The following is a 17,330-nucleotide window of genomic DNA, read 5'->3' on the forward strand; positions in this document are numbered from 1 at the left end:
GGCATGACGGCGACCAGCCGTGGCGAGGGAACCGTCTCCGTTCCGCTGAACCGAACGGATCAGAAGTCCTCCCAGCCGTGGTCGGCCGGAGCGGTTGCCTTTGAGCCGCCACCGAGAGCGGTCGCCAGCGTCTTCTTCAACGCACGGGCCGGAGAGGGAACAGGGATGGACGTGTGCGATGATACGATTTTCGGAGCGGCGATCGAACGCGGCGCATTCGAACGCGATATTGCCGACGTCATGCCCATGCCGGTATCGAGGCGAAACTGGCCCAACCGTCCGGACAGGGCAGAGACTTCGGTCGCGAGCGTGTGGGCTGCCGCATTCGACTCCTCCACCATGGCCGCATTCTTCTGCGTCGCCTGATCCATCTGATTGACGGCGGTATTGATTTCCTGAAGGCCGGTCGACTGCTCGCGTGCGGATTGAACGATCGCGTGGACATTGCGGTCGATCTGCTGCACCTCTTGAACAATCCCGTCCAAGGCATCGCCGGTCTCGCGCACCAGGGCAACACCATGTCGCACCTGGCCGCCCGAAGCGCCGATCAGCACCTTGATCTCCTTGGCTGCGCCAGCCGAGCGCTGCGCCAGCTCACGGACTTCCTGGGCGACGACGGCGAAGCCCTTGCCGGCTTCACCGGCGCGCGCGGCCTCGACGCCGGCATTCAGCGCAAGCAGGTTTGTCTGGAAGGCGATCTCGTCGATGACGCCGATGATATTCGAGATCGACTTGGACGACTGTTCGATGTCGTTCATCGCTTCGACAGCCCGCTGCACGATCTGGCCGGACCGTTCGGCATTTTCCTTCGTGCGAACAACCATCGATCCTGCTTCTTCGGCACGCGCCGTGGAATCCTTGACGGATGTGGTGATCTGCTCGAGCGCCGCGGCAGTTTCTTCAACGGAGGCAGCCTGCTGTTCCGTACGCCGCGCAAGATCGTCGGCCGCAGAACGGATCTCCTCGGTGCCGCTTTGGATGACCTCGGCATTTTGCGAGAATGACACCAGCGCCGAACGCAATTTGACGACCGACTCGTTGAAATTGATGCGGGTCTCGTCAAGCGTCGCAGCGAAAGGATGCTCGAGTGCGCTCGTCATGTCGCCTTCGGCAAGCTTCGCCAGGCCAAGCGCCAATTCACCGACGGCGAATTTGACGTCGGCTTCCTGGGCCTGGTCGATCCGAGCGCGCTCTGCACGCTCCTTTTCCTGCAGCGCGCGGTTTTCTTCTGCCGCGGCCTCCAGCCGCGCCTTTTCGCGATTGCCCTCCAGCAGCGCCTTCAGCGAGCGCGACAGGTCGCCGATTTCGTCCTTCGCGTCGCTGTCCTTCAGGTTCACATCGAGTTTACCTGCGGCAATCTCGGCAGTCTCGCCGATGACGCTGGAAATCCGACCGACGAACCGACGTGCGATCAGCCAACCGGCGACGCCGAGCAGCAAGGCCGCCAAGCCTGTTGCGAGAATGGCATCCCGCACCACCGCATACAGAGGCCCGAAGAGTGTTGCCTTCGGGACCGAAACGATCGCATACCAATCCGAGCTCTCGGCAAGCTTGACCGCGACCGCAATCGCCAGCGATACGCTGCCGTCCTCATTGGTCACCTCACGCTCAACACCGGGATTGGCGATAAGACGATCCCACTCCGCAGTCTTTGCTCCCGTCTCGGAAAGGCTCTTGCCGATGAGGCCTGCATCCGGATGGCTGACGATCTTGCCGGCACTGGTCAGCAGGCCAAGGAAGCCCGCTCCCATCGGTCGAACGGCTGACAGCGCCTTGTTGGTGTCCTGAAGCGAAAGGTCAAGGCCTGCAACGCCCACCGCCTTGCCGTCGATGACAATCGGCTTGGTGACAGAGGTCATCAAGACGTCTTTTCCATCGATCGCATAAGAATACGGCTCGATGACAACGGTTTTGCGCTGCGTGAACGGCAGCTGATAGTAGTCGCCCGCTCCAGCCACGGTATAATCGGTCAACGCGGTATGGGTAATCTGCCCCCCGCTCCGCACCCAATAGGGCACATAGCGGCCCGTCGCGTCGTGTCCTTCCTTGCCGACATAATCCTTGTCCTTGCCGTCGAAAGCATTCGGCTCCCATCCGGTCCAAGTCCCAAGGACGGGGGGGTTGGCTTGCAGCAGGTTGAGCAAGACCTTGTCCGCCCTGGCACGATCGGTGTCGCCCATCTGCTTCATCGTGGTCAGCACGACATCAAGTCCGTCGACGATATGCACGGTACCGCCGATATTCTTTTCGACTTTCAGCGCTTCGGCCGTCGCGATCTGGCGCATCTGTTCGATGCTGCCGCCGCGAATTTCGGTATAGGACCGATAGAAAATGACGCTGGAAGCGACAATAACGGCGATGACGCCACAGGCCGCCACAGAAAAAAGATTGCGACTTGTCGTAGACTTGAAAAGCATGTTCTCCGCCCGCCTTCGCTGCTGTACTGACGCACGCCTTAAGTCCAATTCGCCGGCACGTATAAACAACCGTCATCCAGCAGAAACTGAAGGCCTCCCAATCTCCATGCTTGCAAAATTTGATTAAAACAAAGTTCTTATTCTCTAAAGCGCGTCGCGATCTTTCAGATTCGCTCCTCGCGCTTTAGGTCTTTGTTTTTTGCGTATGTCTTTGCCGTAAAACCGCTGCGCGGGCTGTGCGACATGCTTGACCGGCAACGGAATTATTCAACAGGGTCTGCACTTTGCGGTTTCAGATCGAGCAGCGCGCGGCCGCTGCCATCCATGGCGAAGGGCACCGAGGCGTGCTGATGGGCAACCAGCCAGCGGCCATCCCGCTTGACGAGGCCGAGGGTCTGGCGGAACCAGAGATCGACCTCGGCCCCATCGGTCTTGGTCCCGGTCATGCGCAGGAGACCACTCCAGAAGGCGACATCCCCGCCGACCGTCAATCTGGCATCGCGCACTTCGCCGCCGATCGGGCCTTCCCAGGTATCGAACCAGGCCTGTAGGCCGGCCGCGTCCTTGCCATTGCTGACGAGCGGCGGCGCCAGCGAGAACTCGACGGAATCCTCGACCTCATAGGACAGCGCCTCCTCGGCGTTCTTTTCGCTGAGCGCCTTGGCCCGCATCATCAGCATGGCGATGATCGCCTCTTCTTCGTGCCTGACATTGGCTTCGTCTTTCACAACCGTTCTCCTTTTCCGTTATAGACAGAGGACGAACGGCAAGAGGACGATCCGACAAGGATGCATTTCCGTTTTCGTAATTCCGGACGCAAAACCGCCGCGCAGTCTTGCCGGAATCGCCTCAGAGATAACTCGTCACCGCCGGTTCGTTCCACCAGGCATCATGCCTGCCGTCGTAATAACGGACCGGCAGTGCTGCCAGTTCCTCAGGGGTGATATCGTCGAGGCAGGCGATGTTGATCGAGACATAGGCGCCGCCGATCGCCTCGACATAACCGTCGCCAAAGGCGGGCACGCCGCAGGTGCGACAGAAGCGGTGGTGACCGCTCATCGTGTTGAACTGGTAGTCAGCCGTTTCCGCCTCGTCGCACGTCAGACGAAAATCCTTGGGCTTGACGTTGGCGCCCCAATAGCGCCGCTTGGCGCAGATCGAACAATTGCAGCGGCCGGTGCCCTCCTCGAGGTCGATATCCACCTCGTAGTGCACTCTGCCGCAGTGGCAGCTTCCCTTGTAGGTTTTCTTCATGGCGCGCTCCTCCTTCAATATTGCGTTCAGTGCCTCGATATGACAATATGTTGTCACTATGAATGAGATACAAAATAGACAACATGTTGTCAAACAGAATCGACCGGAGCGGACGATGGAAGGGAATGCCTTTTCCGCTTTCGCAATCACCGCCCTTCGCCTGGCCGGCCATCTGACGGCGGCGGGCGACCAGCTGGCAAAGCCTGCAGGACAGACAAGCGCCCGCTGGCAGGTGCTGGCCGCGGCAAGGCGCGGCGACATGTCGGTGGCGCAGATCGCCCGCGCGCTCGGCCTCGCTCGCCAGGGCGTGCAACGGCTTGCCGATGTGCTGGAGGGTGAAGGGCTGATCGCCTATGCGGAGAACCCGCAGCACCAGCGGGCCAAGCTGGTGCGGCTGACGGCGGAAGGGACCGCACGGCTGGGGGTAATCGAGGTGGCGCAGGCCGGATGGGCGGACGGGCTGGGTGCTGCGTTTACGTCAGCCGAGCTCGATGCGGCGCGGGCGGTGATGCTGCGGGTCATGGAGATGCTGGAGGCTGACGGGGCGCCCGGAGGCTGATTGGCCTTGCGGTGATACGGCCGAGGCTGACGCAAATAAAAAAGGCCGGGCTAACCCGACCTTCCCTGCCATCTCAACGAACCGTGCCAGTACATCCGTGGTCACGATCCGGAGATGATATTCAAAGCTCCACGCGTCCGAGAGGACGCGCCAAACTTAAGCCGCCTGGAGGCGGTCTGCCGACATTTTGCCGGACTTGTTGTCGCGGACGAGCTCGTAAGACAGCTTCTGGCCATCCTTGAGGTCACGCATGCCGGCGCGTTCAACGGCCGAGATGTGGACGAAAACGTCGGCAGCGCCGTCATCCGGCTGAATGAAGCCGAAGCCCTTGGTTGCGTTGAACCACTTAACGGTACCTGTGCTCATGACGATATCCTTTTCGAATCGTTCATAGAAGATTGCCGCCCGGGCAAATGCCGAGCGGCGATGAAAACCGATTTTGGAGGAAGTTCGCCAGGAACGACGCGAGCGTCGTTTCAAAGTTCATCTAGCAAGATCGATGCGTGAACGTTTAATCGGAAATTGTGTCCGTGACAAGGCCGCAACACGGAAAAGTCGAGTTCGTGCTCTTGGGGCGAAAGGGTCTTTACCGTCATACCGTGGCCGCCCCCTCTGCCCTGCCGGGCATCTCCCTCACAGGTGGGGAGATCGGCAAGTAGCCCGCCCACCGGACCTCTCCTGCGACTAGCCGTGACGGACAAGATTCGGGGAGATCCTCGCGCCCAGCCAATCTCCCCACTTGTGGGGGAGATGCCCGGCAGGGCAGAGGGGGCGGCCACGGTATGACGGTAAAGATTGCCCCCTCAAAACCCACACCGCGAAACGGCTTACGCCGCTGCCTTCGCCCCTGCATAGGGATCGAACCGTCCGTAAAAAGTCTCACCATTGGCGGCCAAGTCTTTCAACAATGACGTCGGCTTGAAATGGTCTCCGTAAGCCTCAGCTAACTTCTCCGCCAGTTCCACGAAGGCCTTCGCGCCCATCCCGTCGATATAACTCAGCGCCCCGCCGGTATAGGGCGCGAAGCCGAAGCCGAGGATCGAGCCGACGTCGGCCTCGCGCGGATCGGTGACGATGCCTTCCTCGACGGTGCGGGCGGCTTCGAGCGCGATGGTGACAAGGAAGCGTTGCTTGAGAACGGCGATGTCGACGTCATCCGCTTTCTTCTGCGGGTAGAGGCTCTTCAACTCGGGCCAAAGCGATTTCTTGGCCGGTTTCGGCGGATAATCGTAGAAGCCCTTGGAATTCTTGCGGCCTAAGCGGCCCTCCTTTTCCACCATGCGGGAGATCAGTTCCATATGCCTGAGGTCGATCGCCTTCTCGCCGAGATCGGCGGCCGTGGCCTTGAGGATTTTCAGCGAGAGATCGATGGCGACCTCGTCGTTGAGTGCCAACGGACCCACCGGCATGCCGGCCATCTTGGCGGCATTCTCGATCATCGCGGGCGGCACGCCTTCGATCAGCATGTCGTAGCTTTCCGACATGTAACGCAGCACGCAGCGATTGACGAAGAAGCCGCGGGTGTCGTTGACGACGATCGGCGTCTTCTTGATCGCCGCGACATAGTCGAGAGCGACGGCCAGCGCCCTGTCGCCGGTCTCCTTACCGAGGATGACCTCGGTCAGCATCATCTTTTCCACCGGCGAGAAGAAATGGATGCCGATGAAATCGGCCGGGCGCTTGGAATTCTTCGCCAGCCCGGTAATCGGCAGGGTCGAGGTATTGGAGGCTAAGATCGCTCCTTGCGGCAGCACGGCTTCCACAGCCTCGATCACCGCTTTCTTCACCTGGCGATCCTCGAACACCGCCTCGATGACCAGATCGGCATTGGTGAGGTCGGCGTAATCGGCCGAGGGCGTGATGCGAGAGAGCAGGGCTGCGGCCTCGTCCTGCGTAAATCGCCCCTTACCGACGGAATCCTTGACGAGACCTTCGCAGACGGCCTTTCCCTTGGCAGCAGCCTCCAAGTCACGGTCGATCAGCGTCACCGGAATGCCGGCGGCGGCCGTAACATAGGCGATCGAAGCGCCCATGAAGCCGGCGCCGACGACGCCGACATGTTTCAGCTCGGTCTTCGGGTGACCGGCCGGACGGCGCGCACCCTTGCCGAGTTCCTGCATGGAGATGAACAGCGAACGGATCATCGAGAAGGCTTCGCGGGTCTGCACCACCTCGGTGAAATAACGCTGCTCGATCTTCAGGCCGGTGTCGAACGGCACCTGAAGGCCTTCATAGACACATTTCAGGATGGCAAGCGCTGCCGGATAATTGCCCGATGTCTCCCGACGCAGGATCGCCGGCGCCGCCGGCCAGAGCTGGGCTGAAGCCGGCGTCCAGATGCCGCCGCCGGGCGCCTTGAAACCCTTCTCGTCCCAGGGGGCGACCGGTTTCAGGCCATCCTTGATCATCTGCTTGGCGGCGGGGATCAGTTGGTCCGGCTCGACCACCTGATGCACGAGGTTCATCGCCTTGGCGCGGGAGCCGGTCAGCGACTGGCCCGTCGTCATCATCTGCAGCGCATCCTGGGCGTTCGCCAGGCGCGGCACACGCTGTGTGCCGCCGGCGCCGGGGAAGATGCCGACCTTGACCTCGGGCAGCGCGATCTTGACGCTCTTGGCATTGGAGACGACGCGGCCGTGGCAGGCGAGCGACATTTCGAAGGCGCCGCCCATGCAGGTGCCGTTGATGGCGGAGACCCAGGGCTTGCCCGATGTTTCGAGCTTGCGAAACAGGCCGGTCATGCTGCCGACCATGTCGAAGAGTTTCTGCACGGCCGTTTGCGGGCTCTTTTCTTTCTCATCCTGGTAGAAAGTGAACGTCGACTTGACCATCGACAGATCGGCGCCGCCGGAGAAGGAGGACTTGCCCGAGGTAATGACGACACCCTTGACGGCGGCGTCAGTGGTGGTGGCATCGATGATGGCGTCGAGCTCGGCCATCACCTCCGCGGTGAAGACGTTCATCGATTTGCCGGGCATGTCCCAGGTGACGAGAGCGATGCCGTCGGCGTCGGTTTCGAGCGTGAAATTTATGTAGGTCATTGGGTTTCCTCCCCGATCAGGCCGGCAAATGGCTGCGCTGCGCGTCGACTGTCTTCGTCTTTTCGGTGACTACATCGCCGATATGCTTGGTCTGCGATGGCTCGAAAAGCACGATCCAGCATTCCTCCTCCGCCACCGGATTATGCTCTACGCCCCTCGGCACGACATGAAAATCGCCGGCGTTCAGGTGCACATGCGGGCGGTCGCGATATTCGATGGTCAGCGCGCCCTTCCAGATGAGAAAAAGCTCGTCCTCGTCGCGGTGAGAATGCCAGGCGAGCTGGCCCCGGACCTTGGCGAGCTTGACGCTCTGGCCGTTGAGATCGGCAATGACGCGGGGCGACCAGTGCTCGGTGACCTCGGCATATTCGGTTTCGATCGTGCCGGTGTTGAAGCTCATCGTCAGACCCTTTCGATAACCGTCGCGGTACCCATGCCGGCGCCGATGCAGAGCGTCACCAGCGCGGTGTTGAGGTCGCGGCGTTCGAGCTCGTCCAGCACCGTGCCGAGGATCATCGCGCCGGTGGCGCCGAGCGGATGACCCATGGCGATGGCGCCGCCATTGACGTTGATCCTGTCGTGGTCGATGTCGAAGGCTTGCATATAGCGCAGCACCACGGCGGCGAAGGCCTCGTTCAACTCGAAGAGATCGATGTCGGCAAGGCGCATGCCGGTCCGTTTCAGCAGCTTCTCGGTGACATCGACCGGTCCGGTCAGCATCAGGGCCGGATCGGAGCCGATATTGGCGAAGGCTTTGATGCGGGCGCGCGGCTTCATGCCCATGCTCTGACCGCCTGCCTTGGAGCCGAGCAGGACGACGCCGGCGCCATCGACGATGCCTGAGGAATTGCCGGCATGGTGGACATAGTTGATGCGCTCGATTTCCGGGTGCGCCTGGATTCCGACGGCCTCGAACCCGCCCATCTCGCCGGGCATCTGGAAGGAGGGATTGAGGGAGGCAAGCGCCTGCATGTCGGTGCCGGGGCGCATATGCTCGTCCTTATCAAGGATCGTCAGGCCGTTCTGATCCTTGACCGGCACGACCGACTTGTCGAACCAACCCTGCTGCCAGGCATGTCCAGCGCGCTTCTGGCTCTCGACGGCGTAGGCGTCGACATCGGTTCTGCTGAAACCATATTTGGTGGCGATCAGATCGGCGGAGACGCCCTGCGGCATGAAATAGGCCGGGAAATTCACCGAGGGATCCATGAACCAGGCGCCGCCGGACATGCCGAGGCCGACGCGGGACATGCTTTCGACGCCGCCCGCGATGACGATGTCGTCGGCCCCTTGGGCAATCTTGCCGGCGCCGAAATTGACGGCATCGAGGCCGGAGGCGCAGAATCTGGAGATCTGCATGCCGGGCGCCCTGGTGGAATAACCGGCTTCGAAGGCGGCTGCCTTGGGGATGACGGCACCGGCATCCATGACCGGATCGACACAGCCCATGATGATGTCGTCGACGGTCGTGGTATCGAGCCCGTTGCGGTCGCGGATCGCTTCCAGCGTCTTGGCCGCCAAGCGCACGGAAGGCACCTCATGCAGGGCGCCGTCCTTCTTGCCGCGGCCGCGCGGCGTGCGGACGTGGTCGTAAATAAAAACCTCGGTCATGTTCTGCTCCCTATCGGCGGCGAGGCCGGTGAATTTCAACTCCCCTTCTCCCCTCGGGGAGAAGGTGGCCGAAGGTCGGATGAGAGGGCGCTCGCGGCAAACTCGACCTTGCTTGCGCGCGGCCGTTCGCTCCTTCGTCGCTCACCCCCTCATCTGTCCTTCGGACATCTTCTCCACGCAGGGGAGAAGGGGGAATTCGTCAAAACGCTTCGGCGGCAAGTTCCATCATCGTGTCTGCACCGGCTTCGATACGGGTCTTGCGAAGCGCGGTTTCCGGCATGATGCGTTCCATGAAGAAGCGGGCGGTCACCAGCTTATTCCTCAGGAAATCCTCACGGGTTCCATCGCCGGATGCAAGGCCGTCCTCGGCGGCTTTCGCCATCTTTGCCCACATATAGCCGAGAACGACAAGGCCGAAGAGGTGCATGTAATCAGTCGAGCCGGCGCCGGCATTGTCGGGCTTGGCCATGGCGTTCTGCATGAACCACATGGTCGCGCCCTGGGCGTCGTTCAAGCCCTTCTTCAGATGCTTGGTGAAGAAGGACAGTTTTTCATTGTCCCGATTCTCTTCGCAGAAATCGCCGATCTCCTTGAACAGCGCCATGGCGGCACGGCCGCCGTTCAAGGCGAGCTTGCGGCCGACGAGATCGAGCGCCTGAATGCCGTTGGCGCCTTCATAGATCATGGCGATGCGGGCATCGCGCACATACTGGCTCATACCGTGTTCTTCGATATAGCCGTGGCCGCCGAAAACCTGCTGGGCCATGACAGCATGATCGAAGCCCTTATCGGTCATCACGCCCTTGAGGATCGGGGTGACGAGGCCGAGAATATCGTCAGCCGTCTGGCGCTCCTTCTCGTCAGTGGCACGGTGAGCAATGTCCGACTTGAGCGCGGTCCACAGCAGAAAGGCCCGGCCACCCTCGTTGAAAGCGCGGATGGTCATCAAGGTGCGACGAATATCGGGATGAACGATGATCGGATCGGCCTTCTTATCCGGCGCCTTGGGACCGGACAGCGAGCGGCCCTGGATACGGTCGCGGGCATAGTTGGCGGCGTTCTGATAGGCGATCTCGGAAATGGCGATGCCCTGCAGGCCGACCATCAGTCGGGCCTCGTTCATCATCACGAACATGGCGTTGAGGCCGCGGTTTTCGGCGCCGATCAGGAAACCCGTCGCCTCGTCGTAATTCATGACGCAGGTGGCGTTGGCGTGGATGCCCATCTTGTGCTCGATCGCGCCGCAGGAGACAGCATTGCGGTCGCCGAGGGCGCCATCCTTGCCGACCAGGAATTTCGGAACGATGAACAGCGAGATGCCCTTGGTGCCCTCGGGCGCGCCTTCGATGCGGGCAAGCACCAGGTGGACGATATTGTCGGCGAGATCATGCTCACCGGCAGAGATGAAGATCTTCTGGCCGGAGATCCTGTAGCTGCCGTCGGCCTGCGGCACCGCCTTGGTGCGCAGCATGCCGAGATCGGTGCCGCAATGCGGCTCGGTGAGGTTCATGGTGCCGGTCCAGGAGCCGTCCACCATCTTCGGCAGATAGGTGCTCTTCTGCTCGGACGAACCATGGACGAGGATCGCGGCGATCGCGCCTTGCGTCAGGCCCGGATACATCATCAGCGACATGTTGGCGGCGGAGGTATATTCGCCGACGGCGGTATGCAGCGTATAGGGAAGCCCCTGCCCGCCGAATTCCTCGGGCACGGCAAGGCCGATCCAGCCGCCTTCGCGATAGGCCTTGTAAGCCTCCTTGAAGCCCTTCGGCGTCGAGACGCTGGCATCGTCGTGGCGATGGCAGCCTTCCTGATCGCCGGAATAATTCACCGGGAAGAGAGCCTCCTCTGCAACCTTTCCAGCCTCGCCGAGGATCGCCTCGATCATGTCAGGCGTCGCGTCGGCAAAACCGGGAAGATTGTTGTAGCGTTCGAGGCCCAGCACGTCGTTCAGGACGAAGAGCGTATCGGTCACCGGGGCCTTGTAGACTGGCATCTCTGGATTTCCTCCCATTCGACTGCGCGGGTCGCGACGGCCTCGGGGACTGTCTTACAAAATATTGACGTTTGCGTAAACGTCAAATTCTGCCGCTTCGCCGCCTTTCATGAAAAAATTTGTCATGACGAGTCTGCGGGCGATGAAGGGCCCGAAAGGCACGAGACGTCGTCTCCCCTTCCTTGTCCATCGTGGAACGGCGTATAAACGCAAGCGTCTTTCAACCCGCAATTCGGGAATGCCAGGGGAGGATGGTCGGGATGATCAGTTTCGAGGCGATAAGGCAGCGTGCGGAGCAGCGGAAGGGCGGAGCCGCCGCTTTGCAGGCCTTGCTGGAGAAGCATAGGCCGGATCACAACCGGCTGCGCACCATGCCCGACGACCGCATCCTCGCAGACATGACCCGGCGCATCTTCTACAGCGGCTTCGTCCAGAAGGTGATCGATGCGAAGTGGCCGGGTTTCGAGGCGGCGTTTTCCGGCTTCGAGGCGGCTATGCTGAATATCGCGCCCGACGATTATTGGCATGACCTGACTTCGGACGAACGGATCATCCGCAACGGTGCGAAGATCATGTCGGTTCGCGCCAATGCCGCCTTCATCCGCGAACTGGCACGGGAACACGGCAGTGCCGGCGTCTTCTTGGCCGACTGGCCGCGGGAGAACCAGATCGGCCTTCTCGACCTGTTGGGGAAACGCGGCAGCCGGCTCGGCGGCATGACCGGGCAATATTTCCTGCGGGGCATCGGCCGTGACAGCTTCGTCAGCACGATCGACGTGCTCGCCTGCCTGAGATCGGCCGGTGTGCCGCTCTCCTCCTCCGGCATGGCGAAGAAGGACCAGCCGCTGATCCAGCAGGCCTTCAACGACTGGGCGGAGGAGACTGGCCTTTCCTTCATCCTCCTGTCGCGCATCAGCGCCTATTCGATCGATGCGGCGCACACGCACGGAAATTCGCACGGGCAGTAGCGCAGGCCGCTCGGAGTTCCTACGTCTTCCGGACGATTCATCGAGGAGGATATCATGACCGACTTTCCCTATGAGAGCGCCCTCATCGTCGGCGCGGGCTCCGGCATCAGTGCGTCGCTTGCACGGCAATTGTCGGCGCTCGGCGTCAAGGTCGGGCTTGCCGCCCGCAATGTCGAAAAGCTCCAGCTGCTCATCGAGCAGACCGGCGCCAGCGCCTTTACCGCCGACGTCTCGCAGCCGCAAAGCGTTGCAGCGCTGTTCGAAGAGGCTGCCGGCGCGATCGGCGGACCTGACGTGGTGATCTTCAACGCCGGCGCCCGCCTGCGCGGACCGCTGGCCGAACTCGATCCCGCCGATGTCGAAAAGGCGATCGCGACCACCGCTTTCGGCGGTTTTCTGGTGGCGCAGCAGGCGGCGCAGCGGATGATACCGCGCGGCCGCGGCGCCATCCTGTTCACCGGCGCTTCGGCGAGCGTCAAGGGTTATGCGCAATCGGCCCCCTTCGCGATGGGCAAGTTTGCGCTGCGCGGCCTTGCCCAGAGTGCGGCTCGTGAACTTGGGCCGATGGGCATCCACGTCGCGCATTTCGTCATCGACGGCGCGGTGCGCTCGCAGATGCGGCCGGACCGGGCGGAGAAGCCGGATGGCACGCTTTCGCCGGAGGCGATCGCCCAGACCTATATCGACGTGCTTCGCCAGCACCGCAGCGCATGGTCGCTGGAGGTCGAAGTCCGGCCCTGGACGGAGAATTTCTGAGCTGCCATCGGCGGAGAAGGCAGCTATCGCGGCGACGATGGACAGACTATGTTTCGTCGCCGGAGCTGACCAGGATGATTTTAGGCCGGATGGCCTAAAATCATCCTGGTCCAGATTCAATGGTTAGAGCATGATGCCGTCCGAAAACCGCTCACACTTTTCGGCATCATGCTCTCGGAGGACACCGATGCAGCGCCTGGACCATGTCACGATCGATACCCGCGATGCCTCTCGTATGATCGGCTTCCTCAACGCCGTGCTCGGCGTCGAGGAAGGCTATAGGCCACCCTTCGACTCGCCCGGCCACTGGCTCTATCTGGACGAACGCCCGGTCATCCATCTCAGCCTGACGTCACGCAGCACCGATTTTCCGCCCGGCATCTTCAATCATGTCGCCTTCAGCCTCTACGAATTCGGCGCGGCGCTGGAGCGCATCAAGGCGAGCGGCTATCGCTATGAATATTACGATATTCCCGACACCGATCTCGGCCAGATCTTCGTCTATGGCCCCGAAGGCGTGAAGATTGAGCTGCAATATAAGCGGCCGACCTAAGCGCCCCACCGCCATTCGATGTGACGAATTCAGGGGCAATTGCCGCCTAAAACGGCGTTTGGAACACAAACGTTAAAAAATTCTCATCGACATTAACGGCTTGTTTACCACGTTTCGTGAAAGGTGCGGATTGAGCAGTAGCAATCCGCATTCCTTTTCCCAGTGTCGCGTTTCCCAGGGATGCCGCTACATCGTCCAGCTTGAGGAAAGCCTAATTGACTAACCTCTTATGAATGATGTGCTCCGGTCGGCGTGAAGACGCTGGCCACAGACGGAAAAGCCAATGATCGAGCTCTGACGAGGGGTCGAGCAGTCGAAGCGAGCAAGAAGATGAACGGATCGCGATCAAATCCTTCCCGACAGTCCGACAGGACCTCGCTCGATGCGCTGAACCGCACGATCGAAGGGCTGGAGGCACGCATCGAAGGGCTGATAGGCAGCGGGCGCGAACAGCGGCCGCGCACGGCAACAGCCGAGCGCGAACCCTACCCGGCCTCCAATGCTCCGCGCCCCGCAAGGGCGCCGCTCGAGCCGCGGCCGGATCCGCTCGCCGAAATCCGCCAGCGCCAGCGCGCGCTTGAAGCGGGCCGCGAGCGACCCTACACACGCGAGCCGGCCCCGCAGTTGCGCGAACCAGCCCCACAGTTGCGCGAACCCGCGTCGCGCGTCGCCACACCACAACCGGCACCCGCCCTCCGTGCGGGCGACGACACGATGACCGAGATCGCCCAGGCGCTCGTCAATCTCAGGCATGATCTGAAGCGCGATATTTCCGAGGGCGTCACCCGCGAGATGAACGCGCTGCGCGCCGAGCTGCGCGAGATCAAGGCGAATGCCGGCGATGGCGGTTTCGCCGATGATATGCGCGCCGATATGGGCCGCCTTGCCCAGAGCATTACTCAGTTGACCGGCCGCTCGAGCGGTCCGGAGGCGACCGGCCTGCGCGAGGACTTCGAGGAGCTGCGCTCGCTGATGGACGGGCTGGCGCGCGAGGATTCGCTGCGCCATATGGAAAACCGCTGGGACGGCTTCGAGAGCCGGCTTGCGGCGCTCGATACCGAGGGGCTGCAGGAAGAGCTGGTTTCGCTCGCCTATAGGCTCGACGACATCAAGCGCCATATCGGCGGCATGGGCGAAAGCCCGGCGGTCCGGGCACTTGAGGACAAGCTCATCGCCATCGCCACGGCGATGGAGCAGTTCGGCAACATGATCCAGCCGCACGACCGGGTCATGTCGGAGCAGTTCGCCGCCATGGACACGCGGCTTGACGAGATCAGCCGGGCGATCGCGGCAAGCGGGCGCGCGGCTGCCACCAACGATCCGGCGCTGATGCAGCGGCTGGAAGGCCGGCTTTCGGCGCTGGCCGATCAGATCGATCTGATGAGCCATGATGCGGCCAACCGCGCAACGCCGGCCGACGAGCTGGCGATGCGGCTCGAAGCGCTGACATCTCGCGTCGAGGAGTTGACGAAGGCGGAAGCGACGTCACGGCTCGACGAACGGCTGGAGCATCTTTCCTATCTCCTGGAGCGCACGCAAACGACGGCGCAGCCCGACCTCACCGGCACGCTTTCCGACATTTCCCGCAAGATCGACGCGCTTGAGAACGGCGCGGTCAACGACGTGCTGGCGCAGCGGCTCGACGGTCTCGCCCGGCGCATCGACGAGATGGCCTACCAGCAACCGGCACCGGCCGCCGCGGTTGACGACGGCGCCTTCCGGCGTCTCGAAGGGCGGCTGAGCGACATCGCCGCCCGGCTGGAAGAGAGCACATCGGCAGCGCCGACCGATCCACATGCGCTGAAGAACCTCGAAGACCAGATCGCCAATCTTTCGGCACTGATGAACACGCCACGCGAAAGCGCCGCGATCCCAGCCGAATTCGACCGGCGGATGGGCGCGATCGAAGACTATATGGCGACGAGCGACGAATATATCATCGAGGCGGCGCGCCAGGCGGCAGAAGCCGTCGTCGACGCCTATTCGCGCCATGGCGGCCCGCAGGGCGCCGTGGCTGCTGCCGATATGTCGGCGCTGACGGCGCTGGCCGAGGATCTGCGTCACCTCGAGGAAATCAGCCGCGACAGCGAGGAGCGCACGCACAAGACTTTCAAGGCGCTGCACGAGACGCTGGTGCATATCGCCGACCGCCTCGACGGCATGGAAGAGCGCGGCGGGCGGGTGAGTGCCCAGATGCCGGTGGCCGAGGTCGATTTCGATGTCGATCCCTACGCGCTGATGGTGGCCGAGGCCGAGATGGACAGGACGCCGGCCGCTGTCCTCACAGCGAAGGCCTCTCCTGTTATCCGCACGGCCGAGGTTGCAGCCGAACCTGCCGCCCCGGTGCAAGCCAATGCCATGAGCGGAACGAGCGCGATCGCCATCGAAGCCGCGACCAGGACGACTGAGAACGTGACGCCAATACGGGCACAGGCACCGGCAAAGGCCAGCCTGCTTGCCAGCCTCGGCAAGCGGCTGCTGCCCGGCAGGAAAGCCGAGAGCCGGGCAACCGAACGCCCGATGATCGACCCCGCGCCATCGATCGATCCGACCGACGTGGTGCCGACGGATGCGGCAAACGAACTGCTCGAACCGGGCTCGGGCGCGCCCGACGTGAAGAAGATCCTTGAACGGGTCCGCGCCAGCCAGAGTGCCGCACGCGGCAAACCTGCCGCCGAAACCGATCGCGCCGATTATATCGCCGCCGCGCGTCGTGCAGCGCAGGCAGCCGCGATGGAAGTGGACGCCAATCCGAAACAGGCAGCCGTCAAGGCCGAGAAGAAGGGCGCAAGCGTCGACAAGGCCGGCAAGACTTCTGACAAGACGGGCAAGACCAGCGCCTTTTCGCGCTACCGGCGGCCGATCCTGCTGGCCGTCGGGGCCGTGCTGCTGGCGATCATGGCCTTTCCGCTTGCCCGGACGCTGACGAGCGGCGAGAGCGCCCCGCAGGCGCCAGCCGAAGTCTCGGCGCTGACCGGCGCGACGGAAAATCCGCAGCTAGCCTTGCCTGAAGCAACACCCGCCCAGCCGGACACCGGCACGGCAGAAACGGCCGCCCCAACAGCGCAGACGACGTCCCCCGCCGCCGAACAGGCTGAGCCGGAAGCAACCCCGCCGGTTGTCGGCGATCATCTGACCGATGCCGCGCCGCTCGACGGCGAAGGGGCCGCGACATTTGCCCCTGCCGCCCCATCCGGCGCAGCGCAGGAGACATCGGGCTTTGTTGCGAACACGCCGGCGGCGGCATCCGCACCGCAGGCCGCCATCACCATTCCCGATACCGTCCAGCCGAAATCGCTTGCCGATGCGGCGCGCAGCGGCGATGTGCTGGCGCTGTTCGAGATCGGCGCGCGTTATTCGGACGGCCGCAACGGCATCACCGTCGATCAGAAGCAGGCGGCAGGCTGGTACCAGCTTTCGGCCGACAAGGGCTTTGCACCGGCGCAGTACCGGCTCGGCAGCATGTACGAGAAGGGCAATGGCGTCGAACGCGACATCGCGAAGGCGAAGAGCTTCTACGAGCAGGCGGCAAACCAGGGCAATGCCAGCGCCATGCATAATCTCGCCGTGCTCTACGCTTCCGGCGCGCTCGGCCAGCAGGACTATGCCACGGCCGCCTCATGGTTCACCAAGGCCGCCAACCTCGGCATCACCGACAGCCAGTTCAACCTGGCGATCCTTTGCGCGAGGGGCAACGGGGTTCCGGCGGATATCGAAGAATCCTACAAATGGTTTTCGATCGCCGCCAAGGCCGGCGACAAGGACGCGGCGCAGAAACGCGACGAAGTGGCCAAAGCCATGAAGCCGGACCAGCTCGAGCGGGCCCGCACTAAGGCCGATCTCTGGAAGCCGGAGCCGGTCGACCACCGCACCAACGCTATCGACATTCCCGACGAATGGGCCGGCACTGGCCTCAAGACGGCGACGGTCGACATGAAGAAGGCGATCCGCAATATCCAGGCGATCCTCAACAATAACGGTTTCGACGCCGGCTCACCGGATGGCGAAATGGGCGCAAAGACCGTGACCGCGATCAAAAGCTTCCAGAAGTCGGTCGGCCAGGAGCCGGACGGCAAAGTGACCGACGCAACCGTCAAGGCGCTGCTCGAACGCAACAAGCAGGGCAGCAAGGCCATCTAGAACCTTTCCGCTCTTTTCGGGTGCGGAAATGGCCT

At 62.5% G+C, this 17,330-nt stretch carries 13 protein-coding genes; 5 read left to right on the forward strand and 8 right to left on the reverse strand.

The window, feature by feature from the left end:
- Positions 1–59 precede the first annotated feature (59 nt).
- The 3 genes from HJB84_RS13280 to HJB84_RS13290 form a co-directional block, all read right to left on the reverse strand.
- On the reverse strand, positions 60–2,417 hold the full coding sequence (locus tag HJB84_RS13280) for a methyl-accepting chemotaxis protein (RefSeq protein WP_221116122.1): 2,358 nt from the start codon (positions 2,415–2,417) through the stop codon (positions 60–62).
- A 263-nt stretch (positions 2,418–2,680) separates the two neighbouring features.
- Positions 2,681–3,145 (reverse strand): nuclear transport factor 2 family protein, encoded by a 465-nt coding sequence (locus HJB84_RS13285; RefSeq protein WP_207582850.1) that lies wholly within the window; start codon positions 3,143–3,145, stop codon positions 2,681–2,683.
- 121 nt (positions 3,146–3,266) lie between these two features.
- On the reverse strand, positions 3,267–3,671 hold the full coding sequence (locus HJB84_RS13290) for a GFA family protein (protein WP_221116123.1): 405 nt from the start codon (positions 3,669–3,671) through the stop codon (positions 3,267–3,269).
- A 58-nt stretch (positions 3,672–3,729) separates the two neighbouring features.
- On the opposite strand from HJB84_RS13290, the gene HJB84_RS13295 reads away from it, so the two are divergent.
- Entirely contained in the window at positions 3,730–4,230 is a 501-nt protein-coding gene (locus HJB84_RS13295) for a MarR family winged helix-turn-helix transcriptional regulator (protein WP_207582848.1), read from the forward strand.
- Between the two features lie 156 nt (positions 4,231–4,386).
- Here HJB84_RS13295 and HJB84_RS13300 read toward each other — a convergent pair whose 3' ends face one another.
- The 5 genes from HJB84_RS13300 to HJB84_RS13320 form a co-directional block, all read right to left on the reverse strand.
- Positions 4,387–4,596: a cold-shock protein gene (locus HJB84_RS13300; protein WP_003545273.1), complete on the reverse strand. Its 210-nt coding sequence runs from the start codon at positions 4,594–4,596 to the stop codon at positions 4,387–4,389.
- A gap of 461 nt (positions 4,597–5,057) precedes the next feature.
- Positions 5,058–7,271, reverse strand: coding sequence for a 3-hydroxyacyl-CoA dehydrogenase NAD-binding domain-containing protein (locus HJB84_RS13305; RefSeq protein WP_221116124.1), 2,214 nt, complete (start codon positions 7,269–7,271; stop codon positions 5,058–5,060).
- A gap of 16 nt (positions 7,272–7,287) precedes the next feature.
- Positions 7,288–7,671 carry a cupin domain-containing protein gene (locus HJB84_RS13310; RefSeq protein WP_207582846.1) on the reverse strand — a complete coding sequence of 128 codons (384 nt, stop codon included), beginning with the start codon at positions 7,669–7,671 and terminating at the stop codon, positions 7,288–7,290.
- Positions 7,672–7,673: 2 nt separating this feature from the next.
- Entirely contained in the window at positions 7,674–8,882 is a 1,209-nt protein-coding gene (locus HJB84_RS13315; RefSeq protein WP_221116147.1) for an acetyl-CoA C-acetyltransferase, read from the reverse strand.
- A 199-nt stretch (positions 8,883–9,081) separates the two neighbouring features.
- On the reverse strand, positions 9,082–10,878 hold the full coding sequence (locus HJB84_RS13320) for an acyl-CoA dehydrogenase C-terminal domain-containing protein (RefSeq protein WP_221116125.1): 1,797 nt from the start codon (positions 10,876–10,878) through the stop codon (positions 9,082–9,084).
- Between the two features lie 260 nt (positions 10,879–11,138).
- Here HJB84_RS13320 and HJB84_RS13325 point away from each other — a divergent pair, with 260 nt between their 5' ends.
- The 4 genes from HJB84_RS13325 to HJB84_RS13340 all read left to right on the forward strand — a co-directional run bounded on the left by HJB84_RS13325 (position 11,139) and on the right by HJB84_RS13340 (position 17,295).
- A complete protein-coding gene (locus HJB84_RS13325) occupies positions 11,139–11,846 on the forward strand; it encodes a DNA-3-methyladenine glycosylase I (RefSeq protein ID WP_207582844.1) in 708 nt (235 codons plus the stop codon).
- A 54-nt stretch (positions 11,847–11,900) separates the two neighbouring features.
- Positions 11,901–12,602, forward strand: coding sequence for an SDR family NAD(P)-dependent oxidoreductase (locus HJB84_RS13330; RefSeq protein ID WP_207582843.1), 702 nt, complete (start codon positions 11,901–11,903; stop codon positions 12,600–12,602).
- 187 nt (positions 12,603–12,789) lie between these two features.
- Positions 12,790–13,155, forward strand: a complete 366-nt coding sequence (locus HJB84_RS13335) for a VOC family protein (protein WP_207582842.1) — start codon at positions 12,790–12,792, stop codon at positions 13,153–13,155.
- Positions 13,156–13,485: 330 nt separating this feature from the next.
- On the forward strand, positions 13,486–17,295 hold the full coding sequence (locus HJB84_RS13340; protein WP_221116126.1) for a peptidoglycan-binding protein: 3,810 nt from the start codon (positions 13,486–13,488) through the stop codon (positions 17,293–17,295).
- Positions 17,296–17,330 lie beyond the last annotated feature (35 nt).

It is taken from the genome of Rhizobium sp. NZLR1b (assembly GCF_019685155.1).
Lineage (GTDB): Bacteria > Pseudomonadota > Alphaproteobacteria > Rhizobiales > Rhizobiaceae > Rhizobium.